This window comes from Candidatus Avedoeria danica, from assembly GCA_016703025.1.
GTDB lineage: Bacteria > Chloroflexota > Anaerolineae > Epilineales > Epilineaceae > Avedoeria > Avedoeria danica.
On record JADJCV010000004.1, the window covers coordinates 63,446 to 88,415 of the forward strand.

The window sequence follows — 24,970 nt, forward strand, 5'->3', positions numbered from 1 at the left end:
GACGTCACGACGCCCGGCCACCGATCCACCGGCCAGCTTCGAAGGAGGCACGGGATGGCGCGCCATGCGTTCACGCTCAACGGGCAGCCGCGCGAGATCGAGGCCCCGGACGACATGCCCCTGCTCTGGGTGCTGCGCGACCTCGTCGGCCTCACCGGGGCCAAGTACGGCTGCGGCGAGGGCGTGTGCGGCAGCTGCACCGTCCTGGTCGACGGGGCCGCGGTGCCGAGCTGCCAGCTCAGCGTCACCGAGGTCCGCGGCAGCGCTGTGACGACGATCGAGGGTCTTTCGCCCGACGGCAGCCACCCGCTGCAGCAGGCCTGGATCCACGAGGACGTGCCGCAGTGCGGCTACTGCCAGGCCGGGCAGATCATGGGCGCCGCAGCGCTCCTCGCGGCCAAGCCGGCGCCGTCGGATGCCGAGATCGACGCCGCCATGGCCGGCCACGTCTGCCGCTGCGGGACGTACGTCCGGATCCGCGCCGCCATTCACCGCGCCGCGCAGGAGGCCCGCGCATGAGCCACGAAGCCAGTCACGAAGCCACGGCGGCCCCCGATTTGGCGTCCACCTGCGCCTCCCGCCTCGTCTCCCGCCGCGATGTCCTCAAGGGCGCCGCCGGCTTCCAGCTGGCCGCCGTCCTCGGCCCGTTCGATCAGATTGTCGGCTTCGTCGCCGCGCGCGCGGATGGGACGCTCGCCGACGTGTCGCCCGCTGCGATCGCGCAGTCCGGCGGATCGCGGATCAGCCAATGGCTCACCGTCGCGCCGGACGGCACCGTGACGATCACGGCGCACAAGGGCGATCTCGGCCAGGGCATCCGTACGACCGTGGCCATGATCATCGCCGAGGAGCTCGACGCCGACTGGGACGCTGTGACGGTCGTCCAGGCGCCGGCCGACAATGCGTTCGGCAACCAGGGTGTGGCCGGCAGCGGCAGCACGTCGAGCATGTACAACAGCGCCACGAACGGCCTGCGCCCCGTCGGCGCCGCCGCGCGCCTCATGCTCGTGGAGGCCGCCGCGGCGCGCTGGGGGATCCCGGCCACGCGCTGCCGCACCGAGAAGAGCACCGTCATCGCTGACGATGGTCGCCGCTTGACCTACGGCGAGTTGGCCGCGGACGCCGCGAGGCGCACGCCGCCGGCCGCCAACGCCGTCCAACTCAAGAACGCGGCGAACTTCACGCTTGTTGGGCGGCCGACGCTGCGCGTGGACAATGCCGACGTCGTCACCGGCAAGGCGGAGTTCGCGCTCGATGTGGACCGGCCCGGAACGCGCTACGCCGTCGTCAGCAAGTCGCCGTTCGTCGGCGGCCGGGTGCACAGCGTCGACGATGCGGCGGCGCGCGCCGTGTCGGGCGTCATCGACGTCGTGAACGTCGGCAATGGCGTCGCCGTCGTCGGGGAGCACACGTGGGCCGCGCTCAAGGGGCGGGCGGCGCTCAACGTCGTTTGGGACGATCGCGGCAACGCCGGTCTGTCCAGCGATGGGATCATGGCCGCCAAGGCCGCCGCCCTGCCTGCCGCGCCGCCGATCGACGTGCCCGGTGCGCGCGTCGTCGCCACGACGCTCGATTTGCCGTTCCTGGCCCACGCCACGATGGAGCCGATGACGTGCATGGCCGAGGTCGTCGGCGACCGCGTGACGGTCTGGGTCGGCACGCAGAGCCCGTCCAGCGCCCGGCAAGGCGCGGCGCAGGCGGCGGGTGTGCCCGAGGGCAACGTGATGGTGAACTGCATGCTGATGGGCGGCGGCTTCGGCCGGCGCGGCGGCAACGAGTGGGTGCGCGAGGCGGTGATGCTTTCCAAGCGCGTCGGCGCGCCCGTCAAGCTGCTCTATCCGCGCGACGAGGACATGCGCACGGACAACTTCCGCCCGGCCAGCCACCACCGCCTGCGCGGTGCGGTGGACGCCGCGGGCCGGATCGTCGCCTGGCAGCACCATCTGGCCTCCGGCGGGAGCGGCAACGGCCCGAACCCGAACCTGGCGAACCAGGTGCGTCCGAGCTACAACGTCGCCTCGCCCGACCTGCAGGCCGTCGGCGTCGGCGATCCGGTGTCCGTTGGGGCGTGGCGGTCCGTGTCGCACTCCCAGATCAACCCGGCCAACGAGGTCCTGATGGACATGCTGGCCCACGCCGCGTCCCAGGACCCGCTGGCCTTCCGGCTGGCGAACCTCACGAACAACCGGCTGCGCGGCGTGCTCGAGTTGGCCGCCGAGAAGGCCGATTGGGGCTCGGCGCTGCCGGCGCGTGTCGGCCGCGGGATCGCCGCTTGTGCCGCCTGGAACTCGTACGTGGCCCAGGTCGTCGAGCTCGAGGTCGCGACGGACGGCCGGATCAAGGTCCGGCGCGTCGTCGCCGCGGTCGATTGCGGCCAGGTGATCAATCCGCTCGGCGTGGCAGCCCAGATCGAGGGCGCCTCGGTCGACGGCCTCTCGACGGCGCTCGGCGCGGCGATCACCGTCGAAGCGGGCCGCGTCCAGCAGCGCACGTTCGCCGAGTACGTCTGGTTCCGGATGGCGGACACGCCGCCGATCGAGGTCCACCTCCTCACCGGCAAGAGCAGCAGCGCCGGCGGCATGGGCGAGCTCGGCTACCCGGCGATGCCGGCCGCCGTGATCAACGCCGTCTTCGCCGCCACCGGCATCCGCGTCACGCGCCTGCCGATCCAGCCGGCGGATGTCGCGCTGGCTGGCGCCCCGACGCCGGTGCCGACGGTGGTATCGACGGCCGTGCCGACGGCGGTCCCGCCGACTGCGCCGCCGACCGCCGTCCCGCCGCAGCCGACGGACGGGCCGGGGACGCCGGCTGCGAAGGTGTTCCTGCCGTGGGGTGGGACGGGGCGGCCGTGAGGGACGCGCGATGAATGCCATCGAATCGGACTGCCTCGTGATGCCGCGGGGAGGCCCCCGCCCCCGGCGCGCGGGCGCGCCGACCCCTCCCCCAATGCTGGGGCGGGGTGGAAGGGCGCTCGGCGCGCTGATCGGCGTCGTTGTGGTTGCGACGATGGCACCCGCTCAAGCGCTTGCTCAGTTCCCGACGGAAACGGCCGATCCAACGCCAACCTTGTCGACGCCGACCGCTGTGCCCCTGTCCGTCATCGCCCCCGGCGCGTCCGTCGAGCGCCTGGCGACCGGCTTCCAGTTCACCGAGGGGCCGGCGGCTGACGCGAACGGCGATGTCTTCTTCTCGGACGTCCGCGCCTCGCGCATCCACCGCTGGTCGGTGTCAGGTGGCGCGCTGACGACGCATCGCGAGGGGGCAGTTGGCACGAACGGGCTGTACTTCGACGGCCGGGGGCGCCTCGTCGTGTGCGAGAGCGGCGCGCGGCGGGTCGTGCGGGAGGAAGCCGACGGGACGATCACGGTGCTGGCCGACGCATTCGACGGCAAGCGGCTGAACAGCCCGAACGACGTCTGGATTCATCCGGCCGGCCACATCTACTTCACCGACCCGCGCTACGGCAGCACCGCCGACATCGAGCAGGACGGGATGCACGTCTATCTGCTCCCGGCCGACGGCGGTCCGATCCGCCGCGTGACCGGCGACCTGCGCCAGCCGAACGGGGTGATCGGCACGCCGGACGGCCGCATCGTCTACATCACCGATCCGGGCGCCGGGGCGAATCGGACGTGGCGCTACCGCGTCGATTCCGACGGATCGCTCGTCGATCAGTCGGAATACGTCCCCGTCGGCGGTGACGGAATGGCGATCGACGAGGCCGGCAACGTTTACTTGGCCACCGGGGGCCGCGTGCGCGTCTTCGCGCCCGGCGGGGCGCCGCTAGCGGATATCGCCGTCAGCGAATCGCCCACGAACGTCGCCTTCGGCGGCGCGGACTTCCGGACGCTCTTCATCACCGCCCGGACCGGCTTCTACGCCGTCCGCATGGCGGTGCGCGGTGCCGACGGGCCATTTGCGTGGGGATCGCCTTCGCCCGAGCCGTCCGCCACCGCGAGCGCGACGCCGATGCCCCTGCCCGTGCCCGCGCCGAGGTTGTACCTGCCGTGGTCCGTACGCCAGGGCGGATGAGCGTCGTTGATCCAGCGCAACAGGAGATCGCCATGCCCCGCCACCCCACACTCTCCGTGCTTCTCGCCGCAACCACGCTCACCCTCGCCGCCGCCCTGCCGCTCGCCCGCCTCGCCGCGCGCGACTCCGCCTCTGCCAGCACCGGTCCAGCGAGCGCCCATCCAGCGAGCGCCGATGCGGTCAGCGCCGCCCACGCCCCCGTGACCGTCACGCTCTACCACAGCAGCCTCGCGTGGCGCACCGCACCGTGGCTCTTCGTGTCGGCCGTCGTGACGCACGCCGAGGGCATACGGTCCGACGGGCGGGGCGGCGTGTCGGGCCGCGAAGGAAGCGGCCACGGGCGGGCGCGGCGGGACGGGTGGGTCGACGTGCAGCTGAATGGTGGGAGCGGGCGGCTGTTTCGGCCGTACGACACCGTTTCGATCGTCACGGGCTCGTTCATCACACCGCAGATCGGCGTGCCGCTCACGTTCATCGTGCCCGAGCTGCGGGTCGACGTGAGCGCGGACCGCACGGCCGTCGAAGGCGTCGCCGCGCCCGGCACCGCCGTGACGATCGCCGTCGACCCCTCGCCGGGCGGCGGGGCGACGACGCCTTTGCAAACCGTCCTCGCCGGACCGACCGGGCGCTTTCGCTGGGCCGTCGGCGAGGGCATGCAACTAGCGCCCGGGCAGGGCGGCTGGGCGATCGTGCGCGACGCCGACGGGAACGCGTTTCGGGCGCGCTTCGCGGCCTTCCAGCTGCGCATCGGCCTCGGCCGGGCCACCGGCGCGGGCTGGCTGACGCCGGCGGCCGACCTGGACGTGCGCTACGGTGCGCTCCGCACGGACGGCCGGCTTCGGATGGTCGGCCACAACGCCGTGTCGCGAACGCCCGACGGCCGCCGCCGCTACGTCGCCGCGTCGCCGTCGTCCTCCATCGCGGGTACGGCGTGCACCGTGACGATCGTGAGCTCGATCCTCAGCCCGCGCAGCCGCGCGTTCCTGCTCCCGACCTTGTCCGTCGAAACGGCCGCCGCCGATCGCGCCGCCGGCACGGCCCCGCCCGGGGCCGCGATCGCCGTCGAGGTCTTCGCCGCCGACGACGGTACGGACAACGACGCGGACCGCGACGTGCCCCCCATCGCCCGCATTGCCGTGACGGCGGATGCCGCAGGTCGATGGGACGTCGACCTCCCGGCGGCGGCGCCGCACCGTCCCGGCGGCCGCATCGAAGCCGTCCTGGACCTCGGCGACGGGCTCGAAGTGGCCGCCGCGGCGATCTGGCCGCGCTTCACGGTGGCCGTCGAGGGCGCGCGCGTGTCCGCGGACGCACCGTCCAAAGGTCGCTACATCCTCACCGTCCGCGCGCCCGACGGCGCCTTGATCGGCCGCACGGGTACGCTCGGCACGGATGCCGACGACCGGATGACGATCGACCTCGGGCCGGAGGGGAGTTGGTACGCCGGCGACCCTGTCCTGCCCGACGGCATGCACACCGCGCTCCTGCGCGGCGGCACGATCGAGGTCGACAGCGGTGTCGGTGGCGAACCGCTGCGCCTCGACATCCCGAATCTGAGGGCCGCAGCCGACGCCGACGCCGAAGCGTTCGCCGGAACGGCGCCGGCCGGCGCGGACCTCGACATCGAGGTGATCGGCCCGTTCGGCGCGCGGCGGTTCGCAGCGACGGCCGATGCGTCCGGGCAGTGGTCGCTGCCCCTCGCCGGCCGGATCGATGTCGGCAGTGGCGTCGGGGCGCGCATCTGGTACGCCGACCGCGCGGGTCACCGCTTCTACGTGGACAGTGCGGTCGTGCAGATCCGCGCCGACACCGAGCGCAGCATGGTGGAAGCCGCGCCGTGGATCGGCCGAGCGATGTATGCCGAGGTCGTCGATGCGACCGGGCGCGTCGTCGGCTCGGCGGCGATGCCGGCGGACGAAGGTCCCGACGACGATGAACGGTGGCAGGTGCGTTCGTTCACGAACCCGATGGAGATCTTCGATCGCCGCGGCAACGACGTGCCGTTGCAGGCCGGCGACACGATCCGTGTCCGTCTCGGCGACGACGAAGCGGCGTGGGTCCTGCCGCCCATCGAAGCCCGGCTGCACCCCGATCGGAGCCTCGTCGTCGGTCGGACGTCACCTGGCGCGCACCTCGAGGTCATCGCCGGCGAGCTCGACGACCCGCTGACCGTGTCGACGACCGTCACGGCCGGCGCGGACGGCACGTTCAGCGCCGACCTCGACGGCCGCGTCAGCCGAGCCAGCATCGACTTGATGGAGGGCGTCTACGTCCGCGGCACGTTCGGTCGTCATGTGCTGCTGCGCTTCGTTCTGTCGGCCGGCATGACGTTCGACGCCGACCGTTCCCTGGTCAGCGGCGTGCTCGAGCCGAACGTCGAAGTCGTCGCCCTGCTCCTGGCCGGCGACACCGTTCGCGCCTCCGGCCGCGTGCAAACCGGGTCCCGCGGCCGCTTCACGGTGGAGCTGCGCGACGCCGCTGGGGCCGGGGTCATCGCCCACGAGGGCGATCGGCTGACAGTCGAGGCGGCCGCGGCCGTGCTCTACCCGCGGATGGAGCTGATCGTCCCGCGCCTATCGATCGAGCGCGGTCCGCCCGATCGGACGATCGTCGGCGATCGGCCGGCGGAGGGACAGCTGTCCGTCGGCAACAGCACCGCCCACTGGACATGGCCGGTCGGCGGCGCCAGCAACGGCATCTCGGTCGACGAGGTGCGCAGCGAGGCCGGCCGCTGGACGGCCTTCCTGAACGGCGGTGTCGTGCCCGGCGACGTGTTCGGGGTCAGTCTCTTCCTCGGCAACGGCCACGTCGTCGAGCGCCGGCTCGTCCTCCCGATCCTCGCCGTCGAGCACGGCGGCCCGCAGGTGTGCGGCTTCGGCCCGGCGCTTGGCGACGCCTCGCTCGCCCTCGTCGGCGCCGACGGTACGACGCGCGCGTCCGTCGCGGGTCCGCTCTCGGCCGACGGCACGATCGATGCGCGCTGGGCGGACGGCGCCGGCCGCCCCGTCCACAGCCGGGCCGGCGACCGCGTTGTCGGGCGCGTGGGCGATGCGGACATCGAGATCGAGATGGGCGTCCTGACCGCGACGCTCGACTTGGCGGGCAGCCGGCTGTTCAGCCGTGTCCGCCCGGGCCTCGGCGCCAAGCTGACGTCGCCCACCCGCGACTGCCTGTACCGGCTCCGCGCCGACGACGAGCACTGGCTGGCAGCGCGTGGGCTGTACGCGGCCACGCACGTCGGGTCCTCCAAACGCGAGCCGCCCGGCGAGGGGCAGGTCGTGCTCCAACTACCCACCGCCCCCCTCGCCGAGCGCGGCGTCGACATGCACCTCGCCAGCACGAGCCGCCATCGCATCTTCCGCACCGTCTACCACGCCCTCACGCTCGAGGCCGACGTCACCGCCGGCCGCATCGCCGGCGGTACCCGCCCGCACGCCGACGTTCGCCTGACGGTGACCAGTCCCGACGGCGCCGTGCGCGCCGTGATCGCGGCCCTGGCCGACGCATCCGGCGCGTTCATCGCACCCACGGTCGACGACATCGGCCGCCCGATCGCCCTCACACCCGGCGACCGCATCGCCGCCTACTCCGCACTCGCCCCCGGCGCCGACGTCGTCGACGGCATCGGCCCCGAGACCGCGACGATGACGATCGACGACCTCGCCGTTGATGCAGGCGCGGGCGCGATCGTCGGCCGGGCGCCGGCCGGGCGGCGCGTCTGGCTGGCGCTCGACGTCGGCGTCCTCGGCCGCCGCTGGCTCAGCGCCACCGCGACCGTCGACGGCGTCTTCGCGGTGCGAGACGACGACCTTCCGGTGCGCGGCGGGTGGACGCTGGCGGATGTGCGGGCGGTGCGGGCGGAGGTGGGGCAGGACGGGGGGCACTTGACCGTGGTGCGTGGGTCGCGGGCGACGCATGCGTTGTTCTTGCCGTGGGGAGAGAGGGGCGAGTAGAGAGCCGACCCTACGGCACCTCCCGCGCCCCGATGCTCGGCGGATCGCCGTAGCACGCCCCGACGAGGTCGCCGGCGACGCCCACGATTCGCATCCCGGCGCGCGCCGCCGGACTGCCGGACTCGATCGCCCCGTCCTGGCCCAACCGCGGGTCGCGGCCGATCACGGCGCCCTGCTCGGTGACGGGCAGCTGGGGGGCCGATCGCGCCGGAGCGTCCGTTGCGAACCACAGGTTGTTCCGGAACACGAACGTCTCGGGCGCCGTGGCATCGCCGACGTTCACCGCGGTCCGCAGCACGCCGGCGCGGAACACGACGACGTTGTTCGCGAACGTGCCGTCGCGTGCCGGCTCGAACGTGAAGCCGTCCGCCGACCTCGTCTCCTGGAGGATGCGCATCACCCAGCGTCCCGGATCGACGATCGTATTGTGCGCGGCCAGGCAGTCCACGCAGCCGACGAACGCCACCGCCGCCTCGCTGCCCTCGATCCAGTTGGCGACGACCCGCACGTCGCGCGCTTCGGCGTTCGGTTGCGACGGATCGAGCGGCGGGCGGAAGTACGCGAAGCCCGTCGAGCCGCCCATGTTCACCGCCCGCCCGCCGGCCCGGACCATCCGGTTCGCCCGGACCTCGATGTCGTTCGATCCGCCTTTCGCCTGTACGGCGTTCCCCGAGATCTCGTCGAACCGGCTGCGCGCCACCACGGCCGCCCGGACGCCGACCATGTCGATCCCGCTGCCCGACCCGCCGCCGCCGCACCGCCGGAACGCGCTGTCGCGCACGACGACGTCGCGCAGTCCGGATAGCTTCAGACAGTCCTGGTTCCCGCTGCTGCCGATGTTCCGGATCGCCACGCGCTCGAACGTCAGGTGGAAGCTCGTCGGGTCGCCTGCGACACTTCCCCCGTCGTCGGCGTTGATCCCGTTCCCGCTCGCCCCCTCCACCACGACGTCGTGGACGACGACAAAGCGCGCCCGAGTGAGGTGCAGCCCCTCGCCGCTGCCGGCGATGATCGGCGCCTCGGGCCACGGCTCACCGTCGGCGCCCGGTCCCGTGCCCGGCGCGCCGCCGATCCAGATCGGGGCGTCGGCCGCCCCAGCCAGGTCGTCGAGGTACGTCCCGCCGTTGTAGCGCCCCGGCGCAAGCCGAATCGCCACACCCGGCGCGGCCTCCCGCGCCGCCCGCCGCAGCGTCAGGAACGGCCGCTCTGCGCTGCCGTCGCCCGCGCCGTCGTCGCCCCCCGGCGCCACCCGGATGATGCGCGACGGGGATTGCCCGTCGTGGAACGAGGACACGGCGCCGCAGGCCGCGGCGACGAGCGGGGTCGGCGTTGCGGTCGGGAGGACGTCGGTCGGGCCGGCCGTCGGCGACGGGACGAGCGTCGTTGCGGACGGCGCGGGGGTCGTCGGCGCAACGGTCGCCAGCGCGCGCGTCGGCGGTGCGGTGGGCGCTGCTGGCAGCTGCGACATCTGCACGATGTCCATCGCCAAAGGCAGATACGCGTAGTCGCGACCCGTGTCCTGGGCGCTCACGCCGACGGACGCCGTCCACGTCGCGTCGCGCCGCTGGACGACGAGGGCTGCGAGCCCGACGACGACGCACCCTGCGGCGGTGCGCCGGCTGGTACGCCACCACGGCAGATTCTCCTTGTTCCGCACTCTGGTGAAACCCCGAGCGTGTCCAGCGGTGGCGTACTAGCCACTCGGCGACTCGGCGGAGCCCTGCCCCGACGGCGTCTGACCGGGCGGCAGTTGGCCATGCTGGCCCTGCTGGGCCTGCGTACGCGCCCGTTGCAGGCTGTCCTGCAGCGCCTGGACGATGGACGGCATCATGTCGCGCGAGATCGCCACGCGCACCTGCGGTCGGATCTTGAGGCTGTCCGGCAGCTGATCCGTTGTCGTCGGCGGCGTCACGACGCCGAACACGACGAAGAACTCCGGGCCCATGTGCTGGACGAGCACCTGGTTGGCGTACACGAGCGGCACGTCCTCGCGGTCCTGCCACTCGAGGGGGATGCGGACCTGGAACTGGGGGGACTTCAGGGGTTGGGTCGGGTCGTCGGGCATGGGTGGGGGCCTCGTGGGGGGTGGGGTGGTTCGGTTCAATCGGCCGATGTGGCGAATTGGCGGTCGCCGGCGTCGCCCAGGCCGGGGACGATGTACCCGGCAGGCCATGGGTCGTCGCCGCCGGTCAGGCGCGCATCGAGGGCGGCGAGGTGGATGGGTACGGTCGGATGGGCGGCTTGCAGCGCCGCGACGCCCTCGGGCGCGCCGATCAGGCCGACGAAACGCACGTCCGTCGCCTTGGATCGCTCCATGAGCAGGTCGATCGCCGCGATCGCGCTGCCGGCCGTGGCCAGCATCGGGTCCAGCACGATGACCGTCGCACCCGCCAGGCTGCGGCCCGACGCGCGGTCGTAATACACGACGGGCCGCAGCGTCGCCTCGTCACGGTAAAGGCCGAGGTGGCGGACTTCGGCGTCCGGCAACAGCCCCAGCGCACCGTCCGCCATCCCGAGCCCCGCCCGCAGAATGGGCACGAGGACGATCGGTGCGGCCAGCGCCGTGCCGTCGACTTGGGCGAGCGGCGTCGCGACACGCACGCCGACCGTGGCGACATCCGCCAACGCGTCGTGCAGCAACAACGCGGTCAATCGCTCCACCAGCCCGCGAAATGCGGCCGGCGGGGTCGTGGCGTCCCGCAACTGCGTGACGAGCGCACGCACGAGCGGGTGCTGGCTGACGATCAAGCGGCTCACGGGCGTGCTCCCATGCGAATCGGCAACGTGGACAGTGTTCACGGGGGCGGCATCGGTGTCAACTGCCGACCCAGCGCCTGTGATATCATCGCCGCCATGGGAACGTTTGTGCGCCTGTCCGCCGCTTGGGGCCGCACTCCGCCGGCTCCGACGCCGGCCGCGACCCACGGCCCGCCCGGATGACGATCGAACGCGGCCGCGCCGTCACCCCCGAGCGCCTGCCCGAGGACCTCGCCGAGCCGTCCCTTCGGCCGCGCCGCCTGGCGGAGTACATCGGCCAGGATCGCCTTCGCCAGAACCTCAGCATCCTCATCGAAGCCGCCCAGGCCCGCGCCGAGCCGTTGGACCACGTCCTGTTCTACGGTCCGCCCGGCCTCGGCAAGACGACGCTGGCGAACATCCTGGCCCATGAGATGGGCGTCAAGATCAAGACGACCGCCGGCCCCGCCATCGAACGCGCCGGCGACCTTGCGGCGATCCTGACGAACCTCGGCCAGGGCGACGTCCTGTTCATCGACGAGATCCACCGCCTCCGCCGCGACGTCGAGGAGGTCCTCTACTCCGCCATGGAGGACTTCGCGCTCGACATCATCGTCGGCAAGGGGCCGTCCGCGCGCAGCATCCGCCTCAGCCTCCCCCCGTTCACCATCGTCGGCGCCACCACCCGCCCCGCCATGCTCGCCGCTCCGCTCCGCGACCGCTTCGGCGCCGTCTACCGCCTGGACTTCTACGACGCCGCCGCCATGGAGCAGATCGTCACCCGCGGCGCGGAGGTCCTCCGCATCCCGATCACGGCCCCCGGCGCCGTCCTGATCGCCAAGCGCGCCCGCGGCACCCCCCGCGTCGCCCTCCGCCTGCTCCGCCGCGTCCGCGACTACGCCGAGGTCCGCGCCGCCGGACGGATCGAGGACGTCGTCGCCGACGAGGCGATGCGGCTCATGGAGATCGACGACCTCGGCTTGGACGACCTCGACCGCCGCGTGCTCGAGACGATGATCCTCAAGTTCGGCGGCGGCCCCGTCGGCCTGGAGACGATCGCCGCCAGCATCGGCGAGGAGGCGGACACGATCGAGGACGTCGTCGAACCTTACCTCCTCCAGCTCGGCTTCCTGGACCGGACCCCGCGCGGTCGCGTCGCCACCGAGCATGCCTACCGCCACTTGGGGATTCAACCGACACCGAAGGCCGGACAGGTCCCGCTGTTCTAAGGAGCACTCCATGATCGAGCCACCGAACATCCCGACCTGGGTGCAGCACCTCGGGACGTTCCTCCTGGTCGCAAGCCCGAGCCTGGTGCTCGTCGTCGCCTACGCCGTGGACAAAGACGCGCGCGGCTTGCGGCCGTGGCTGTACGGCGCCCTCGCGCTGGCCGACGTCGGCGCGTTCGGACTGGGCGGGTTGTTCGCGCTGACCGGCATGCTGACAGGGCTGCAGGGCATCGAATCCGCGCCCGCGCTGGGGGACGGCTTCACGTCCGCCTTCCTCAGCCTCGGCATCTGGACGATGGGCACGGCCGTCGTTGCCCTCGTCCTCCTCTTGCCCCCCGTCCGCCGCGTCCTCGCCCGCCTCATCCCGATCGACCCGACGCGCGTCGTCCACGCCGTCGCGCTGCAACTCGCTGCGCTCACGGTGTGGGTCAGCGGCGCGATCGCGATCTTCATGCCCGTCCTGATGGCCGACCCGGAGGGCATGGCACAGATCGGCGAGGCGACGGCGCAGGCCGGCCTCACCGGCCTGTGGGTCCAGAACGCGGCGTTCGTCGTCCTCAGCGTCCTCGGCGTCGGCGCGCTCGTGCAGCGCGACTGGCGCGCCACGCTCGAACGCCTCGGCCTCACGCAGGCCGTCTCGCTCAAGTGGTGGATCGGCGGCGCCGCCCTCGCCCTCATCGTCGCCGTCGCCACGGACCAGCTCTGGACGATGCTCGACCCGGCCGGCGCGGCCGAACTCGGCAAGCTCTCCGATCAGCTGTTCGGCCCGCTCATCGCCAGCGGCGGCATCGCGGCCGCGTTGACGATCGGCCTCGCGCCCGGGATCGGCGAGGAGCTCCTCTTCCGCGGCGCCGCCCAGCCGCGCTTCGGCCTGATCGCAACGTCGCTGCTCTTCGCCGCGGTCCACACGCAGTACACCATCTCGTGGGCGCTCGTGCAGATCCTGATCGTCGGCCTGATCCTCGGCACCGTCCGCAACCGCGCCGGGACGCGGACGGCCATCCTGGTGCACGCGACGTTCAACGCGGCGCAGGTGTTGTTGTCGTTGTATGGGTGAATGGGGCGGCGGGCGACGGCGACGTTGGGCGGCAATGCGATCGGGTGGGCGGGATACGGGAAGGTGAAGCCCGAGGGCAGAACGTGGCGCCCGCGGGCACCCACGAGGGGTGCCCCTACCGCATGGGGACGAGCTTGGAGGCGAGGTCGAGGAGTTCGTCCTTCGTGAACGTCGTCGTCTTCATCCGCAGCCGCGTCCCGCCGTTGTCCCACGTGAGGACGTGTTGCTCCCGCAGCGTCCAGAGCTTGGCGGGTGCGCCGCCGACCGTGACGTCGGTCGCCTCGCCCTCCTCCGTCATCTCCGCGCCTTCCTTGACCGCCCACTGCGTCAGGGTGAACACCTTGGCGAAGTTCAGCGTGACGATCGTTCGCGCCTGCGGCAGCGTGGGGTCGCCGTCGCCGTCGCGTGCCGTCACCCAGTGGTAGCTGAACTGATCGTCGGGGCTCTCGCTCGGCAGCTCGAACAACGGCATCGTCGCCGACGTCAGGAGCTCCTCGCGCTTGACCCTCTTCGAAGACACCTGCTGCTCCGGCCGTTCCGGCAGCGGCGAATCCGTCGGGCGATCGGCGGTGCCGCTGGAGATCATCCCGACCGCCGCAGAATCCGTCACCGACTCCCCGGCGCCCACCTCGCCGCCGCCCGCCGCACCGCCGCCCGCCGCATCGCTCTCCGCCGCCGGAGCGTTCGCCGCGCCGCCATCGGCCGCCGGCGCCGCGGCATCGTCGCCGCCCGTGGTGCCGCACGCGGCCACGGTCAGCAGCAGCACGGTCAACGTCGGCATCGCCATTCTCGCCACACGCTTGCAGATCATCGCCTTGTCTCCTCGTCGCACGCGCAACCGGCGGTTCGGCCTCAACGGACGCCGCCGGGCGGGGAATCGAATGTTCGTTCAAGATCACGGCACGGCGGCCCGGACGGCGCATGTGCAGTGTGACCGGCCAGAGGCTAGCCGGCCGACATGAGAGGGCGATTATACAGAGATCGGCGTGTTCTGTGCTTCGCCGCGCGCCGTGCATGCTACGATGCCGCCGTGAACGCCCCATCCCGTGCCCGCGGCGCGGTCGAACCGATCGTCGACCCCCCCGCTCTCCCCGCGGCCCGCATCCTCCGCCTTCGCGTCGCCGCGGCCGGACTGCCGCCGGACACCGCGCGGCCCGGCGCGGCGCGGCCGGGCGAGTCGATCGTCCTCGTCGGGGGGATCGGGCGCGGGGGGGCGGCGGTCCTGGCGGCTGCGTGCGGCGCATGGCTCGGCCGCCGCGTGCCGCCGGCCGACCTCGTGCAGGCCGCGGGCTGGCCCGACGGACCGGGTTGGGATGTCGCCGCCATCGCCGCGCGCCTCGACTCGCTGGCCGCCGCCGGGAACGACCATCCCGCGCTCGGCGCCAGCGTCGCCCTCGGCGACGGCGGCCTCGCGCGTGCTTGCCATGCCATCGCTCGTGCCTCCGACGCCGGGCTGTGGATCGATGCCGGGACGGTGCCGCTTCACGCCGCCACCGCCCGCATCTGTGATGCGCTCGGCCTGAACCCGCTCGAGGTCCAGTCGGGCGGCGCGCTGCTTGCCACGGCAATGCCCTCCGTCGCCCGCACTTGCGTCGAGCAGCTGTCCGCAGACGGGTTCGATGCCGTGATCGTCGGCAAGGTCGTCGCCGGCCCTGCTTCCGTCACGCTGGCCATGGGCGGCACGCAGCGGCCGCTCGGATGTCCGGAGCGCGACGCGGTCGATGCGATCCTCGGCGTCGAACCACCGGCTGCCGCGTAGCGAATGAACTACCCGTCGTCCCGCCGGAACTGCAGCGGCGGCCGCACGGCGTCGTCGCCAACGCCGTCGTCCGGTCGCTGCGGGTAGCGGAACGGGGTCAGCGCCAGCCGGACGCGGTCGAGCTTCAGGCTGCCGGCCTCGGGCGGCGGGGCGACGTCGGTCACCGTCACCTCGAGCGAGAGCTCGCCGACCTCGAGGACGGTCTGGGCGCCCGGGACGGCGGGCAGGATCTGGCGATCCCGCAGCAGCGCGCGCAAGTGGGCCTCCTGGCTGGCGGCCTGCGCCAGCACCGCCACCTTCGGCGGGCTGGCCGCCTCGCCGGTCACGTCGCGGTCATACAGCCAGACGTCGAGCGAGGTCAGGCTGCCGACCTTGCGCGCCTGGATGTTGATGCTGGCCGAGAGGCCCTCGCGCTCGTCGTACACCAGCCACGTCTGGTAGAAGTGCTCGTCCGCGCCGTCGTACAGGACGGACGCCGTCCCGCCGAAGTCGAGCTTCCCCGGTCCGAGGCCGGCCTCGCCTGAGCGCTGCCACGGCGCGCGGGGCAGCGGCACGGAGGCCGTATCGTCCGGCGGGAGCTCGGGCAGGTGGAGCCGGCCGGTGCGCTGGGGTGCCGCGCGCGTCGCGGATGTCTGCGCCTGCGTGTCTGACGGCGGCCCATCCGGCGACAACGGGTCGAACGCCGGCGAACCGTCCGCGTCCTCCAGCAACAGCGCCCCGGTTTCACCCGGCGCCCCGTCGCCCGTGGCGCGTTCGTGCGCCGCCAAGCGGGCACGGCGGCGCGCCTTGGCGCGCGCGCGGGCGTCGTCCAGCGACGCGCGGGGCTGGCGCAGGACGGCGAGGGCGAGGCCGGTGAGCGCGAGGAGCGCCACGAGGCCCAGCCAGAACGACGGCCGCGTGAGCCGCTGCAGCGCCCCGCCCCGCACCGGCGCCGTCGTCGTCGTGACGATGCCCGTCGCGCGGACGGCGGTCGGCACGCCGGCGTCCAGTCGCCCCACCGCGGCCAGCCCCTTGGCCAGCTGGCGCGCGTTCTCGGCGGCCACCGGATCCGCGCCGTCGGCACCTTGGGTGCTCAGCACGGCGGCCAGCGTCGGGGCGGGGAAGGACGCCAGTCGTTCGGCGGCGAGTTCGGCGTCCGGCCGGCGCACGTACGCGTCCGCGACAAGGCGAACGTAGGTCGCGCGGTCGGCGGCGGTCAGATCGACCGGCAGCGCGTCCGTCCAGGCCACGGGCCAGAGCCACCAGCCGATGACGAGCCAGCCGAGGAGCACGCCGACGGCGAACGGCCAGCCCCACGCGGGCGGCGGCGCGAAGCGGACGCGTGTCCGCGCCGTGGCCGGCGGCCCGTCGCCCTCATCGTCATACCCTTGGCTCAGGCGCTCGAGCTCGGTCGCATCGTCCATCGCCGTTCCTCCGGTCATGCTCGGCCGCCGCGCTCAGCGCAAGGGGACCGTGGCGAACTTGGGGGCCTCCGAGAGGACCTCGCTGCCGCCGGGTGTGACGAGGACGAGGTCTTCGATCCGCACCCCGAACCGCCCCGGCACGTACACGCCCGGCTCGACCGTGACGACGCTGCCGGCGGCCAGCACGATGTCGCCCGACGTCAGGCTCAACTTCGGCGCCTCGTGGATCTCCATCCCGACACCGTGCCCCAGTCCGTGGCCGAAGTGCTCGCCATGGCCGGCGGCCGCGATCAGGTCGCGCGCGACGGCGTCGATGTCGAAGGCCTTGCGGCCCGGCCGAATGGCGGCCGTCGCCTGGCGGTTCGCGGCGTCGACGAGATCCCACACGCGGTGGTAGTCGGGATCGTCCACCGGCCCGAGGCTGAACGTGCGCGTGAGGTCGGCGGCGTACTCGCCCCAGCGCGCGCCCATGTCGATGACGATGGGCTCGCCGGCGCGCAGCACGCGGTCCGATGTCTCGTGATGGGGCGATGCGCCGTGCTCGCCGCCGGCGACGATCGTCTCGAACGCCAGGCCGGAGGCGCCGTTCTGGCGGAGAAAGACCTCGATGGCCCACGCGAGCTCGCGCTCCGTCATGCCCGGCCGCGCCGTGCGGACGGCGTGCGCCATCCCGGCATCCGTCAGCGCCGCGGCGCGCCGGATCGTGGCCACCTCGTCCACCGACTTCGAGAGGCGCTGGCCCTCGACGAGCCCCTTGGCCGCCACCCAGTCGATCCCTTCGGCCTTCGACCGCAGCTCGTCCAAGCGGGAAACGGTGACGTGGTCGGCCTCGAACCCGCAGCGGGACAGGCCGGCCTCGGCCAGCGCCTTGCCGACCGCCTCGATCTGGGCGTAGCCGGCCCGGACGACCTCGCAATCCGGCGCCTCGACCGGGCCGCGCTCGTAGTAGCGGCTGTCGACGAAGAGCAGCGCGTGGTCAGGCAGGACGAGAACGATGCCGGCCGAACCGCCGAAGCCGGTCACGTAGCGCCGGTTGGGGTGGCTCATGATCGCCAGCGCGTCCAGGCGGTGGGCCGCCATGTCGGCGCGGAGGCGCGCCAGGCGGGCGGCGGACGGGGCGGCGTGGTCGACCGATTCTACCGACATGCGCTACCTCGGCGGTTGCGTGCCGGCCGGCGCGGGCGGGCGCGCGCGGCCGGCGCGGGGGTGGGCGGTCAGGAGGGCGTCTCGGACCTGGGTCTGGCTGACGTGGGTGTAGATCTGGGTGGTCTGGAGGTTCTTGTGACCGAGCAGCTCCTGGACACAGCGCAGATCGGCACCGCCGTCCATGAGGTGGGTGGCGAAGCTGTGGCGCAGGACGTGCGGCGTGATGTCGTCGCGGCCGATCGCGCGCCCGTACGCGGCCACGAGGCGCTGGACGCTGCGCGGACCGAGCCGGGCGCCCCGGCGGTTCAGGAAGACGGCGTCGGACGGCCGGGCGGTTTGGCCGGCCTGCCGGGCCAGCCACGGCCGACCGGCGGCCAGGTAGCGCGTCATCGCCAGCGCCCACGGCGCCCCGAAGAGGGCCATGCGCTCGCGGCTGCCCTTGCCGAAGACCCGCATCTGCCGCCCGGCTACGTCGACCGCGCCGACGTCCAGCCGCACGAGTTCGGCGATCCGCAGTCCGCCGCCGTACAGCGTCTCGAGCACGGCTCGGTCGCGCAGGCCGCGCGGGCCGTCGGGCGGTGGGGCGTCGAGCAGCGCCAGCACCTCCTCGACGGACAGAACCCGCGGCAGGTGCTGGGCGAGCTTCGGCGCCCGCATGCCGCGGAACGGGTCGCTCGGGAGGCGCTGCTCGCGCACCAGGTAGCGCCCGAACGCGCGCAGCTCGCTGATCCGCCGCGCCACCGAGGCCGGTGCCAGCGCTGCGATGTGCGGCGCCGCCAGCATCGCCCGCAGCCGCGGCCGGTCGATGTCCGCCCAGCTGCGCGCGCCCGAACCCACGAGCCAGCGCAGCGCCTCGCCGATCTCGGCGCCGTAGTTCCGGACGGTATACGGTGAGGCGTTGCGGACGCCCTTCAGGTAGCGCAGGTAGGCGTCGAGCGCTGCGGCGAGCGGCTTGGGCAGCGGGCGTGCTGTCGGCGCGTCCGCGGGGTGCGCGCCGGGCGCTGGGGCTTCGGTCAACGGCGAAGCGGGGGTTGGTGCCATCGCGCGGGATTGTAGCAGTAGGGGCGGCCCCCCGTGGCCGCCCTTCGTCGTATGCACACCATGTCCCGCGACGAACGGCAACCCCCTCACCGCGGCCAGTTCCGATACGGCGCACACGGCAGCGCCCGCGCGATCGCCCCATAGATCGCCGTCAGGTCCTCCCCATCCGGCGCCTCGAAGTAGTCGTTCGGCCCGCTCGCCATCCGCCCGAGCGCCTCGCGGTCGACGTCCTGCCCTAGCCCGATCGTGAACAGCCGCGCCCCCGCGGCCTTCACGCCCTCCGCTGCGCGTTCCGCCTCGCTGACCGGCACCGGGTTCGACCGGCCGTCCGTCAGCAGCACGACGGCTGCGGTGGCATCGGCCCGGCGGCGGGCGCTCGTCAGCTCGGCGGCCGCGGCGTCCAGCCCGAGGTCGATGCGCGTGAGCTGGGCGAGGGCGACGCGGTCGAGGGCGCCATCGAGGGTGGCGCGGTCGGCGGTGAGCGGGGCGTCGAGCGTCGCGCCGGCGTTGAACGTGACGAGCGCGGCGTGGTCGCCGTCGGCGGCGAGGTTCAGGCGGGCGATGAAGTCCCGCGCAGCGGCGACGGCGGCGTCGATCTTGGGGCGGCCGGCACGGGTGAGGTCGCGCATGCTCGTCGAGGCGTCGAGGACGAGGAGGATGTCGAGGCGGGGTGGGACGGGGACGCAGGCGGGCTCGGAGAGGGCGATGGGGAGGTGGATGGGCGCGGGCGTGCGGGTGGGGGAGGGGGTTGGCGTGGCGGTCGGGGGAGGGGTGTCGGTGGGGGTGGGGGTTACGGTGCGGGTGGGGGAGGGGGTGCGGGTGGAGGACGGGGTGGGGGAGATCAAGGGGGTGGGTGATGGGGTGGCCGTCGGGTGGACGACCGGGGGACAGACAACCTCGACGTCTCCCACGGCGGGCGCGATGAACATCACGGAACCGGGTTCGCCGTCGTCACGCAGCGGCATGCCCAGCGGCATGCCCAGCGGTATTCCCAGCGGTGCCGCATGCACGCGGTTCGAACGCGCTGCAATCGGCTGGGGTTGCGTGGGTCCAAGGCACGCCAGCTCGATCCGTGTCGGGACCTTGGCGTGCGCGTATAGCGGATACCAGAGCGCCACCTGGCCGCCGATGTTGTAGATGCCCGCCCGTTGATCGAACCGCGTTGCGCCGGCGACGAGCGTGTCCGTGGTCGGGAGGGTGGCCAGACCGCCCTGGGCCCAGTTCTCCTGGATCCGCGCCGCCGGATGGAAGCGCGTGTGGTCCGGGGGCTGCCAGCCGCCGTCCTGCACGGGGGCGTACAAGACGTCGCCCAGCGCGACGCCGACGTCCGGGCCGTTGCCGATCGACGGCGGGTTGAGGCCGGGTCCCTCGAACGCCGTGGCGTCGGGTGCGACCATATCGCCCAAGCGGTCCTTGAGGCCCAGCAGGAGCGCGCCGTCCGCCGCGAAGCCGATGTCCGCCAGGATCGGCATCGGGTGCACGTTCATCTCGCGGTTGAGCGAGATCGATTGCCACGGCCACCATTCCACCCTCGGCGGGCCGCTGATCAGCTGGATCGTGCCGCGTGTGTAGTCGAGCGTCGTGCTGTAGACCACGTGCATCCCTCGGCCATCGAGCCTCGACGCATAGACGACGGCACGAAGGAGCGAACGGCGAACCTCGTTCTCGGCGCTGTGGATCACGCCGTGGTACAGCGTACCGGCCCGGACCGCAAGTCCCCACGGCCGGGCATCGTCGGCCCACGCCTCGTCCAGACCGCCGTTCGGGAAGCTGTCGATCAGGCGTCCATCCGGCACGCTGAAGCGGTAGATCCGGCGGTCGTCCAGGTTCGTGACGAACAGCTCGGTCTCTGCCTCGTCGAGGTCGATGTCGCCAAGGCTCGTCTTGCCGGCCCAGTAGCGCGCCGAGGCGTCGGTGCCACGCGCGCCTGGGAAGTGGTGATCCGCGCCCGCGTCCGGAACGGCAATCGGCTGTGTGATGTCGCCCGTCGCCGCGTCGATGCGGTAGACCGCGCCCGGCCCGCCCGGGCCGAACGCCACGCCCCGCCGATGCGTGGCCGCCGCGTACACGGCGTGCTCCCGCGCGCTGTACGCCAGCCCCCAGATCGCCCCGATCGCGCTGTCCTGCACGTTCTTCCGGCCGAACTCGAGGTGCGGCTGATCGCTCGGCGTGTCCTGGAACAAGACCACGCGGTCGACACACGCCGCCGCCACGAATGGGTTCATGGTGTTGCACGCCGCACCGGCGACCGCGACCGGGATGCCGCCCCGCCCCTGCTGCCGTGGTGCCCCCGTCGCCAGCCCGCCGGCCACGGCCACGAACGTCACGGCGGCCGCGCACGCGCGAAGCACACCCGCGGACGGTCGGCGGACTTCGTGTTCGGCGCGGCGGTCCATGTGCAGCTCCTCGATCAGGCGATCTCGAGTCCTTCGGTTCGCACTTCGCGGGCCGCGTCCGCCGCCGACGTCGCGGCCACCGCCGCCCCAACCCGCCTCCGCCACCACCGCCGCCCGCTCATCCCCAACCGCACCGCCCCGTCGAGCACGATGAGCGCCATCCCCACCCGCAACAACGCCCCCCCCGCCCCGTCCCGCACGTGCGACCCGATCCGCAGCGCGTGCCAGCCGCCCAAGAGCACGCCGAGGCGCACGAGGCCGTGCCAGCTCGGCACGACCCGCAGCCGCATCGCGGCCGTGCCGAGTGCGGCGACGACGGCGACGCCGGCCAGGCCAAGGACGAGCGAGTCGCCGTAGTACGAGCGGTCCGTGAACGCATGCCAGAGCTTGTCGGGTGCCCAGTGGCCGATCCGCACCGTCACGGCGGAGAGGTAGAGGAGCGGGTGGACGAGGACGAGCGCGACGATCAGCCGGCCGAGCAGCTTGTGCGCGTCACGCGCCTCGATCGCCCTTGCGGCCGCCGGGGCGTGCCGGGCAAGCGGCAGCCGCCGGATGAGCCACGCCGCCCGCGGGAGGCGGGCCGTCGCCGCGAGGACGATCTGGAGCGCGATGAGCAGCGCCAGCGCCAGGCCGGTCACCATCGCGCCAAGGTAGAGCCACTGCCCTGGCGCGCCGTCGCCGCCGGGCGCGAGCATCGTCCAGTCGTTCATCGGCCGTCGATCTCTTTCTGCAGCGCTTCGAGCGCCGCGGCATCGTCCAGGCCGCTCGTCGTGCCGGCCAGCGGCAGCTTGGCCGCCTTCCACGCCGCCAGCCCGAAGCCGTCGATCGCGCCGATCCGGCCGGCGCCGCTCGTCCGGAGGAGTTCGATCGCAGCGTAGCCGCGGAAGTCCTTCATGCAGTACGGCACCACCGTCGTTGCGCCGAGATCCGTGGCGGCCACGAACTGCGGCACGTCCGTGAGCGGCACCGAGCGCGCGCCCGGGATGTGCTCCTGCGCGAACTCCTCCGGCCGCCGCACATCGATCGCGATGACCTCGCCGCGGCCGATCGCAGCCGCGAGGTCGAGCGGCTCGTACATCGCGATCCCGGCGTCGACGTCGGGCGGGCGGGCGTTCGGGTCGAGCGCCAGCGTCGTCACGTCCGGCACGACGGTGACGCCGCCGAACTCGGAGGCGACGACGAGGCCGGCGCCGTTCGGCCAGACCCGCTCCGGCACGCCGCCGACCCAGCGCAGGCCGCGCTGCGTTGCGGTGCCGCCCGGCGGGACATCGAAAACCTCGACATAACCATTGGCCTCGGCGACGACGAGCCGGTCGCCGAGCCACGCCACGCCGAGCGCCGTACCGGCCGTCGGGATGATCGGCCCGTCGATCCGGCCGGCCGCCGCGTCGTCGAGCGAAGCGACGGTCACGCCGTCGGGACCGCGCGCGATCGCCATCCGGCCGTTCTCGAGGGCGACGTCCGTCACGGTGCCCGTGAGGACGGTCGTGCAGCACGCGTAGTCGCCGGTCGGCGTGCGCGCCATGATGGACAGCCCGTTGTCCCGGTTGCTGACGAACACGCCCGCCGTGGACGGCGTGATCTCCAGCGGGTAGCCGCCGACCTCGAGGAGCTGCTTCGACGCGCCCGTTGCCCGGTCCGCGACGAAGATCGAGCCCGACGAGTCGGCCGCGATGACCCGCTCGCCGTCGATCGCGACGCTGATCGCCTGCCACGGCTCGTCGTTCCGCCAGAGCAAGCTCTTCTCATCCAGGTCGTGCAGCGGCCGCTTCATGAGCGCGACCCCGTCGTCGCCCAAGGCCACCGCCACCTCGTCTTCCGAGACGTCGAGGCCGTGCGCGGTGCGGAGGATGCCGCCGGGGGAGAGGAGCGTGATCGTCGAGGTGTCGAGGTCGACCAGGCCGACGCCGACCGTGGCATCCACGAGCGCCAGCCGGCCGTCGATCTGGAGCGCGTGCTCCACGATGCCGGGCGTGACGAGGCTGAGCAGCACCTTGCCCGACGCGCCGTCCACGCACCGGATCCCGCCGTACGCCCGGTCTCCTCGCCCGAGCGCACGCGACCAGCACGTCCGGTGGCCCGCGACGCTGACGCCGCCCAGCCGGCCCTCGATGCTGTGCGTCGTCCGCACCGGCGCCGCGCCGCCCGGCGTTACGATCGCCAGCTCGCCGTCCGTCTGCAGCCCGAGCACGCCGTGCCCACCGCTCAGCGTCGTCGGCGGCGCCGCCAGCGGCAGCGTCGATGCCGGCGCATCGGCGAGCGCGTCCGGGCGGTCGAACTGGATCGCTGTGGCCGTGTAGGCGGCCACGCGGTCGCCGACGGCGTACAGGCCGTTCACGCCGGGGCGCGTGGCGCAGTTCAGCGGTGCACCGTCCGGCAGTGCGTAGGCGCACAGCTCGCCGCCCGGCCCGAGAATGACGACGTGGCGGCCGACGAGCGCGAAGCCGCTGAACGCGATGGCCGGGTGGAACACGGCGTCATGCTGCCGCAGCGCGCCGTCCACGTTCTCGAACACGGTGACGCCGCCGTCCTGGAGTTCGACGACGGACCACGCGCCGTCGCCCATCATGTGCACCGCCGGCAGGGCGAGAGCCTGGCAGCCGTCCCACGTCACCGGGCCGTCGGCCGCCAGGTCGACGGTGCAGATGTTGGCGCCGCGCAGGACGACGGCCCAGCGGCCGTCGAGGACGTCGACGTCGATGACGCCGTCGTCCGCCGGCGGCGATGCGCCGACCGTCGCCCAATCGCCCGCCCCGCCTAGCCGGCCGACGACAACGCGCTTGCCGAGGACGAGGATCATCCGGTCGCCGGCCACGTCGAAGTCGCCGAGCGAGCCGCCGACCTGGATGAGATCGTCCTCGACGACGATCGGCACGCGATCGGGCGGCAACGCGCTGCCCGTGGAGTCGAACACGCGCCAGGCACCCAGGCCGAACGCGACGGCGACGGCAGCGACGACGAACTGAGTGGCACGTGTCATGGTTCCCCCCGCGTTGTACGGACAGCCCTTCAGACGATTTCGTTCCATCCGGCCGCGACCGCCGCCTCGGCCAGCCGCTTCACATCCTGAGCCCGGTCCTTCGGACAGACCAGCACGACATCGTCCAGCACGACGACGACCATGTCCTCGAGGCCGATCGTCGCGACGCGCATGCCGTCGGGTGCGAAGATCAGGCTGCCGTGGGTGTCGAGGCCGACGTGCCGGCCGCGCACCGCGTTGCCGTCGGCGTCGGCCGCATCCGCCAGCAGCGCTTCGGCCAGCTGCGGCCAGGCGCCGATGTCCCGCCACGCGAAGTCGGCCGGCACGCACGCCACGTTCGCGCTCGGCTCGAGGATCCCGTAGTCGATCGTCGTGCGGTCCTCGACGCGCGCCCAGATCGCCGGCAGCGCCGCCGCGAGCTCGCCGCCGCTGCGCACGACGTCGGCGACGGCATCGATCGTGGCGGCCAGGCGCGGCAGGTGGGCGTGGTAGGCGGCGGTGATCGTCGGGACGGTCCAGACGAACATGCCGCTGTTCCAAAGGTGCGTGCCGGCGGCCAGATAGCCCTCGGCCGTTGCCCGATCCGGCTTCTCGACGAAGCGGACGACGTGCCGCGCGGCCGTCGGGTCCAGCATGGAGGACCGACGATCCTGGTCGCCGGGGTCGACGCCATGCGACGCATGACGGGCGAGCACCGGGCCGATCTCGACATAACCATAGCCCGTGTTCGGCTCCGTCGGCCGGATCCCGAACGTCACGAGGTAGCCGCCGGCCGCCGCGGCGACGGCGCGGTCGAGCGCGTCCAGAAACGCGTCGACCGGCGTGATGTCGTGGTCCGCGGTCAGCACGGCGACCGTTGCGTACGGGTCGCGCGCCGCCACGACACCGATGCCGAGCGCGACGGCCGCCGCGTTGCCGAGCGCCGCCGGCTCGCCGACGACGTGCTCCGGCGGCACGCCGGGCAGCTGGCGGCGGACTTCGCCCGCGTACTCGGCGTTCGTCACGACGACGACGCGGTCCGGCGGCACGCGCCCGGCCAGCCGGTCCACGGTCGTCTGCAGCATGGACCGCGCGCCCAGGAGCGGCAGGAGCTGCTTCGGGCGCAGCCGGCGGGAGTACGGCCAGAGCCGCGTGCCGCTGCCGCCGGCGACGATCACGGCCCACAGCCGTTCGTCGGCGGGTTGGGTCGATGGGGGCATGACGCATCCTTCGAGCGGGGCGATGCGACGATCGAGCGC

General features: G+C 73.2%; 18 protein-coding genes. 7 read left to right on the forward strand and 11 right to left on the reverse strand.

Features of this window, described 5'->3' with window-relative positions:
* The first annotated feature begins 54 nt into the window (after positions 1–54).
* From IPG72_03840 to IPG72_03855, 4 genes are all read left to right on the forward strand, one after another.
* Positions 55–519, forward strand: coding sequence for a (2Fe-2S)-binding protein (locus IPG72_03840; protein ID MBK6768156.1), 465 nt, complete (start codon positions 55–57; stop codon positions 517–519).
* Positions 516–2,852: a xanthine dehydrogenase family protein molybdopterin-binding subunit gene (locus IPG72_03845; protein MBK6768157.1), complete on the forward strand. Its 2,337-nt coding sequence runs from the start codon at positions 516–518 to the stop codon at positions 2,850–2,852. Before IPG72_03840 ends, IPG72_03845 begins: the two co-directional genes overlap by 4 nt.
* Before the next feature lie 154 nt (positions 2,853–3,006).
* Complete coding sequence (locus IPG72_03850) at positions 3,007–4,032, forward strand: SMP-30/gluconolactonase/LRE family protein (protein MBK6768158.1); 1,026 nt, start codon at positions 3,007–3,009, stop codon at positions 4,030–4,032.
* Positions 4,033–4,064: 32 nt separating this feature from the next.
* Positions 4,065–7,985, forward strand: a complete 3,921-nt coding sequence (locus IPG72_03855; GenBank protein ID MBK6768159.1) for a hypothetical protein — start codon at positions 4,065–4,067, stop codon at positions 7,983–7,985.
* Positions 7,986–7,995: 10 nt separating this feature from the next.
* Here IPG72_03855 and IPG72_03860 read toward each other — a convergent pair whose 3' ends face one another.
* The 3 genes from IPG72_03860 to upp are packed head-to-tail and all read right to left on the reverse strand — an operon-like array spanning position 7,996 to position 10,742.
* Entirely contained in the window at positions 7,996–9,642 is a 1,647-nt protein-coding gene (locus IPG72_03860; GenBank protein MBK6768160.1) for a hypothetical protein, read from the reverse strand.
* Between the two features lie 36 nt (positions 9,643–9,678).
* Positions 9,679–10,050 carry a DUF3467 domain-containing protein gene (locus IPG72_03865; protein ID MBK6768161.1) on the reverse strand — a complete coding sequence of 124 codons (372 nt, stop codon included), beginning with the start codon at positions 10,048–10,050 and terminating at the stop codon, positions 9,679–9,681.
* A 35-nt stretch (positions 10,051–10,085) separates the two neighbouring features.
* Positions 10,086–10,742, reverse strand: a complete 657-nt coding sequence (upp, locus tag IPG72_03870; GenBank protein MBK6768162.1) for a uracil phosphoribosyltransferase — start codon at positions 10,740–10,742, stop codon at positions 10,086–10,088.
* 179 nt (positions 10,743–10,921) lie between these two features.
* Here upp and ruvB point away from each other — a divergent pair, with 179 nt between their 5' ends.
* Together ruvB and IPG72_03880 are read left to right on the forward strand one after the other, a co-directional pair.
* The gene (gene ruvB, locus IPG72_03875; GenBank protein ID MBK6768163.1) at positions 10,922–11,950 is read left to right on the forward strand and encodes a Holliday junction branch migration DNA helicase RuvB; all 1,029 of its coding nucleotides are present in this window, start codon (positions 10,922–10,924) and stop codon (positions 11,948–11,950) included.
* A 709-nt stretch (positions 11,951–12,659) separates the two neighbouring features.
* Positions 12,660–13,007 (forward strand): CPBP family intramembrane metalloprotease, encoded by a 348-nt coding sequence (locus IPG72_03880; GenBank protein ID MBK6768164.1) that lies wholly within the window; start codon positions 12,660–12,662, stop codon positions 13,005–13,007.
* Between the two features lie 115 nt (positions 13,008–13,122).
* Here IPG72_03880 and IPG72_03885 read toward each other — a convergent pair whose 3' ends face one another.
* A complete protein-coding gene (locus IPG72_03885; GenBank protein ID MBK6768165.1) occupies positions 13,123–13,818 on the reverse strand; it encodes a hypothetical protein in 696 nt (231 codons plus the stop codon).
* Between the two features lie 219 nt (positions 13,819–14,037).
* Here IPG72_03885 and IPG72_03890 point away from each other — a divergent pair, with 219 nt between their 5' ends.
* Positions 14,038–14,766 carry a hypothetical protein gene (locus IPG72_03890; protein MBK6768166.1) on the forward strand — a complete coding sequence of 243 codons (729 nt, stop codon included), beginning with the start codon at positions 14,038–14,040 and terminating at the stop codon, positions 14,764–14,766.
* 8 nt (positions 14,767–14,774) lie between these two features.
* Here the strand turns inward: IPG72_03890 and IPG72_03895 are convergent, their stop codons facing one another.
* From IPG72_03895 to IPG72_03925, 7 genes are all read right to left on the reverse strand, one after another.
* Positions 14,775–16,169, reverse strand: a complete 1,395-nt coding sequence (locus IPG72_03895; GenBank protein ID MBK6768167.1) for a hypothetical protein — start codon at positions 16,167–16,169, stop codon at positions 14,775–14,777.
* A 33-nt stretch (positions 16,170–16,202) separates the two neighbouring features.
* Positions 16,203–17,315 (reverse strand): aminopeptidase P family protein, encoded by a 1,113-nt coding sequence (locus IPG72_03900; protein MBK6768168.1) that lies wholly within the window; start codon positions 17,313–17,315, stop codon positions 16,203–16,205.
* 3 nt (positions 17,316–17,318) lie between these two features.
* Positions 17,319–18,356: a tyrosine recombinase XerC gene (locus tag IPG72_03905; GenBank protein ID MBK6768169.1), complete on the reverse strand. Its 1,038-nt coding sequence runs from the start codon at positions 18,354–18,356 to the stop codon at positions 17,319–17,321.
* 86 nt (positions 18,357–18,442) lie between these two features.
* Positions 18,443–20,752 carry a VWA domain-containing protein gene (locus IPG72_03910; GenBank protein MBK6768170.1) on the reverse strand — a complete coding sequence of 770 codons (2,310 nt, stop codon included), beginning with the start codon at positions 20,750–20,752 and terminating at the stop codon, positions 18,443–18,445.
* A gap of 14 nt (positions 20,753–20,766) precedes the next feature.
* On the reverse strand, positions 20,767–21,462 hold the full coding sequence (locus IPG72_03915) for a hypothetical protein (GenBank protein MBK6768171.1): 696 nt from the start codon (positions 21,460–21,462) through the stop codon (positions 20,767–20,769).
* A complete protein-coding gene (locus IPG72_03920) occupies positions 21,459–23,732 on the reverse strand; it encodes a rhodanese-like domain-containing protein (GenBank protein ID MBK6768172.1) in 2,274 nt (757 codons plus the stop codon). Before IPG72_03920 ends, IPG72_03915 begins: the two co-directional genes overlap by 4 nt.
* Positions 23,733–23,761: 29 nt before the next feature.
* Entirely contained in the window at positions 23,762–24,931 is a 1,170-nt protein-coding gene (locus IPG72_03925; protein MBK6768173.1) for a mannose-1-phosphate guanylyltransferase, read from the reverse strand.
* Between the last annotated feature and the right edge of the window lie 39 nt (positions 24,932–24,970).

Excerpts from the sequence above, each read along its gene's own strand:
- IPG72_03925 (MBK6768173.1), bottom strand. The coding sequence starts at position 24,931 with ATGCCCCCATCGACCCAACCCGCCGACGAACGGCTGTGGGCCGTGATC.
- IPG72_03900 (MBK6768168.1), bottom strand. The coding sequence starts at position 17,315 with ATGTCGGTAGAATCGGTCGACCACGCCGCCCCGTCCGCCGCCCGCCTG.
- IPG72_03920 (MBK6768172.1), bottom strand. The coding sequence starts at position 23,732 with ATGACACGTGCCACTCAGTTCGTCGTCGCTGCCGTCGCCGTCGCGTTC.
- ruvB (MBK6768163.1), top strand. The coding sequence starts at position 10,922 with ATGACGATCGAACGCGGCCGCGCCGTCACCCCCGAGCGCCTGCCCGAG.
- IPG72_03865 (MBK6768161.1), bottom strand. The coding sequence starts at position 10,050 with ATGCCCGACGACCCGACCCAACCCCTGAAGTCCCCCCAGTTCCAGGTC.
- IPG72_03910 (MBK6768170.1), bottom strand. The coding sequence starts at position 20,752 with ATGGACCGCCGCGCCGAACACGAAGTCCGCCGACCGTCCGCGGGTGTG.
- IPG72_03855 (MBK6768159.1), top strand. The coding sequence starts at position 4,065 with ATGCCCCGCCACCCCACACTCTCCGTGCTTCTCGCCGCAACCACGCTC.
- IPG72_03895 (MBK6768167.1), bottom strand. The coding sequence starts at position 16,169 with ATGGACGATGCGACCGAGCTCGAGCGCCTGAGCCAAGGGTATGACGAT.
- IPG72_03885 (MBK6768165.1), bottom strand. The coding sequence starts at position 13,818 with ATGATCTGCAAGCGTGTGGCGAGAATGGCGATGCCGACGTTGACCGTG.
- IPG72_03880 (MBK6768164.1), top strand. The coding sequence starts at position 12,660 with ATGCTCGACCCGGCCGGCGCGGCCGAACTCGGCAAGCTCTCCGATCAG.
- IPG72_03915 (MBK6768171.1), bottom strand. The coding sequence starts at position 21,462 with ATGAACGACTGGACGATGCTCGCGCCCGGCGGCGACGGCGCGCCAGGG.
- IPG72_03905 (MBK6768169.1), bottom strand. The coding sequence starts at position 18,356 with ATGGCACCAACCCCCGCTTCGCCGTTGACCGAAGCCCCAGCGCCCGGC.
- IPG72_03840 (MBK6768156.1), top strand. The coding sequence starts at position 55 with ATGGCGCGCCATGCGTTCACGCTCAACGGGCAGCCGCGCGAGATCGAG.
- IPG72_03850 (MBK6768158.1), top strand. The coding sequence starts at position 3,007 with ATGGCACCCGCTCAAGCGCTTGCTCAGTTCCCGACGGAAACGGCCGAT.
- IPG72_03845 (MBK6768157.1), top strand. The coding sequence starts at position 516 with ATGAGCCACGAAGCCAGTCACGAAGCCACGGCGGCCCCCGATTTGGCG.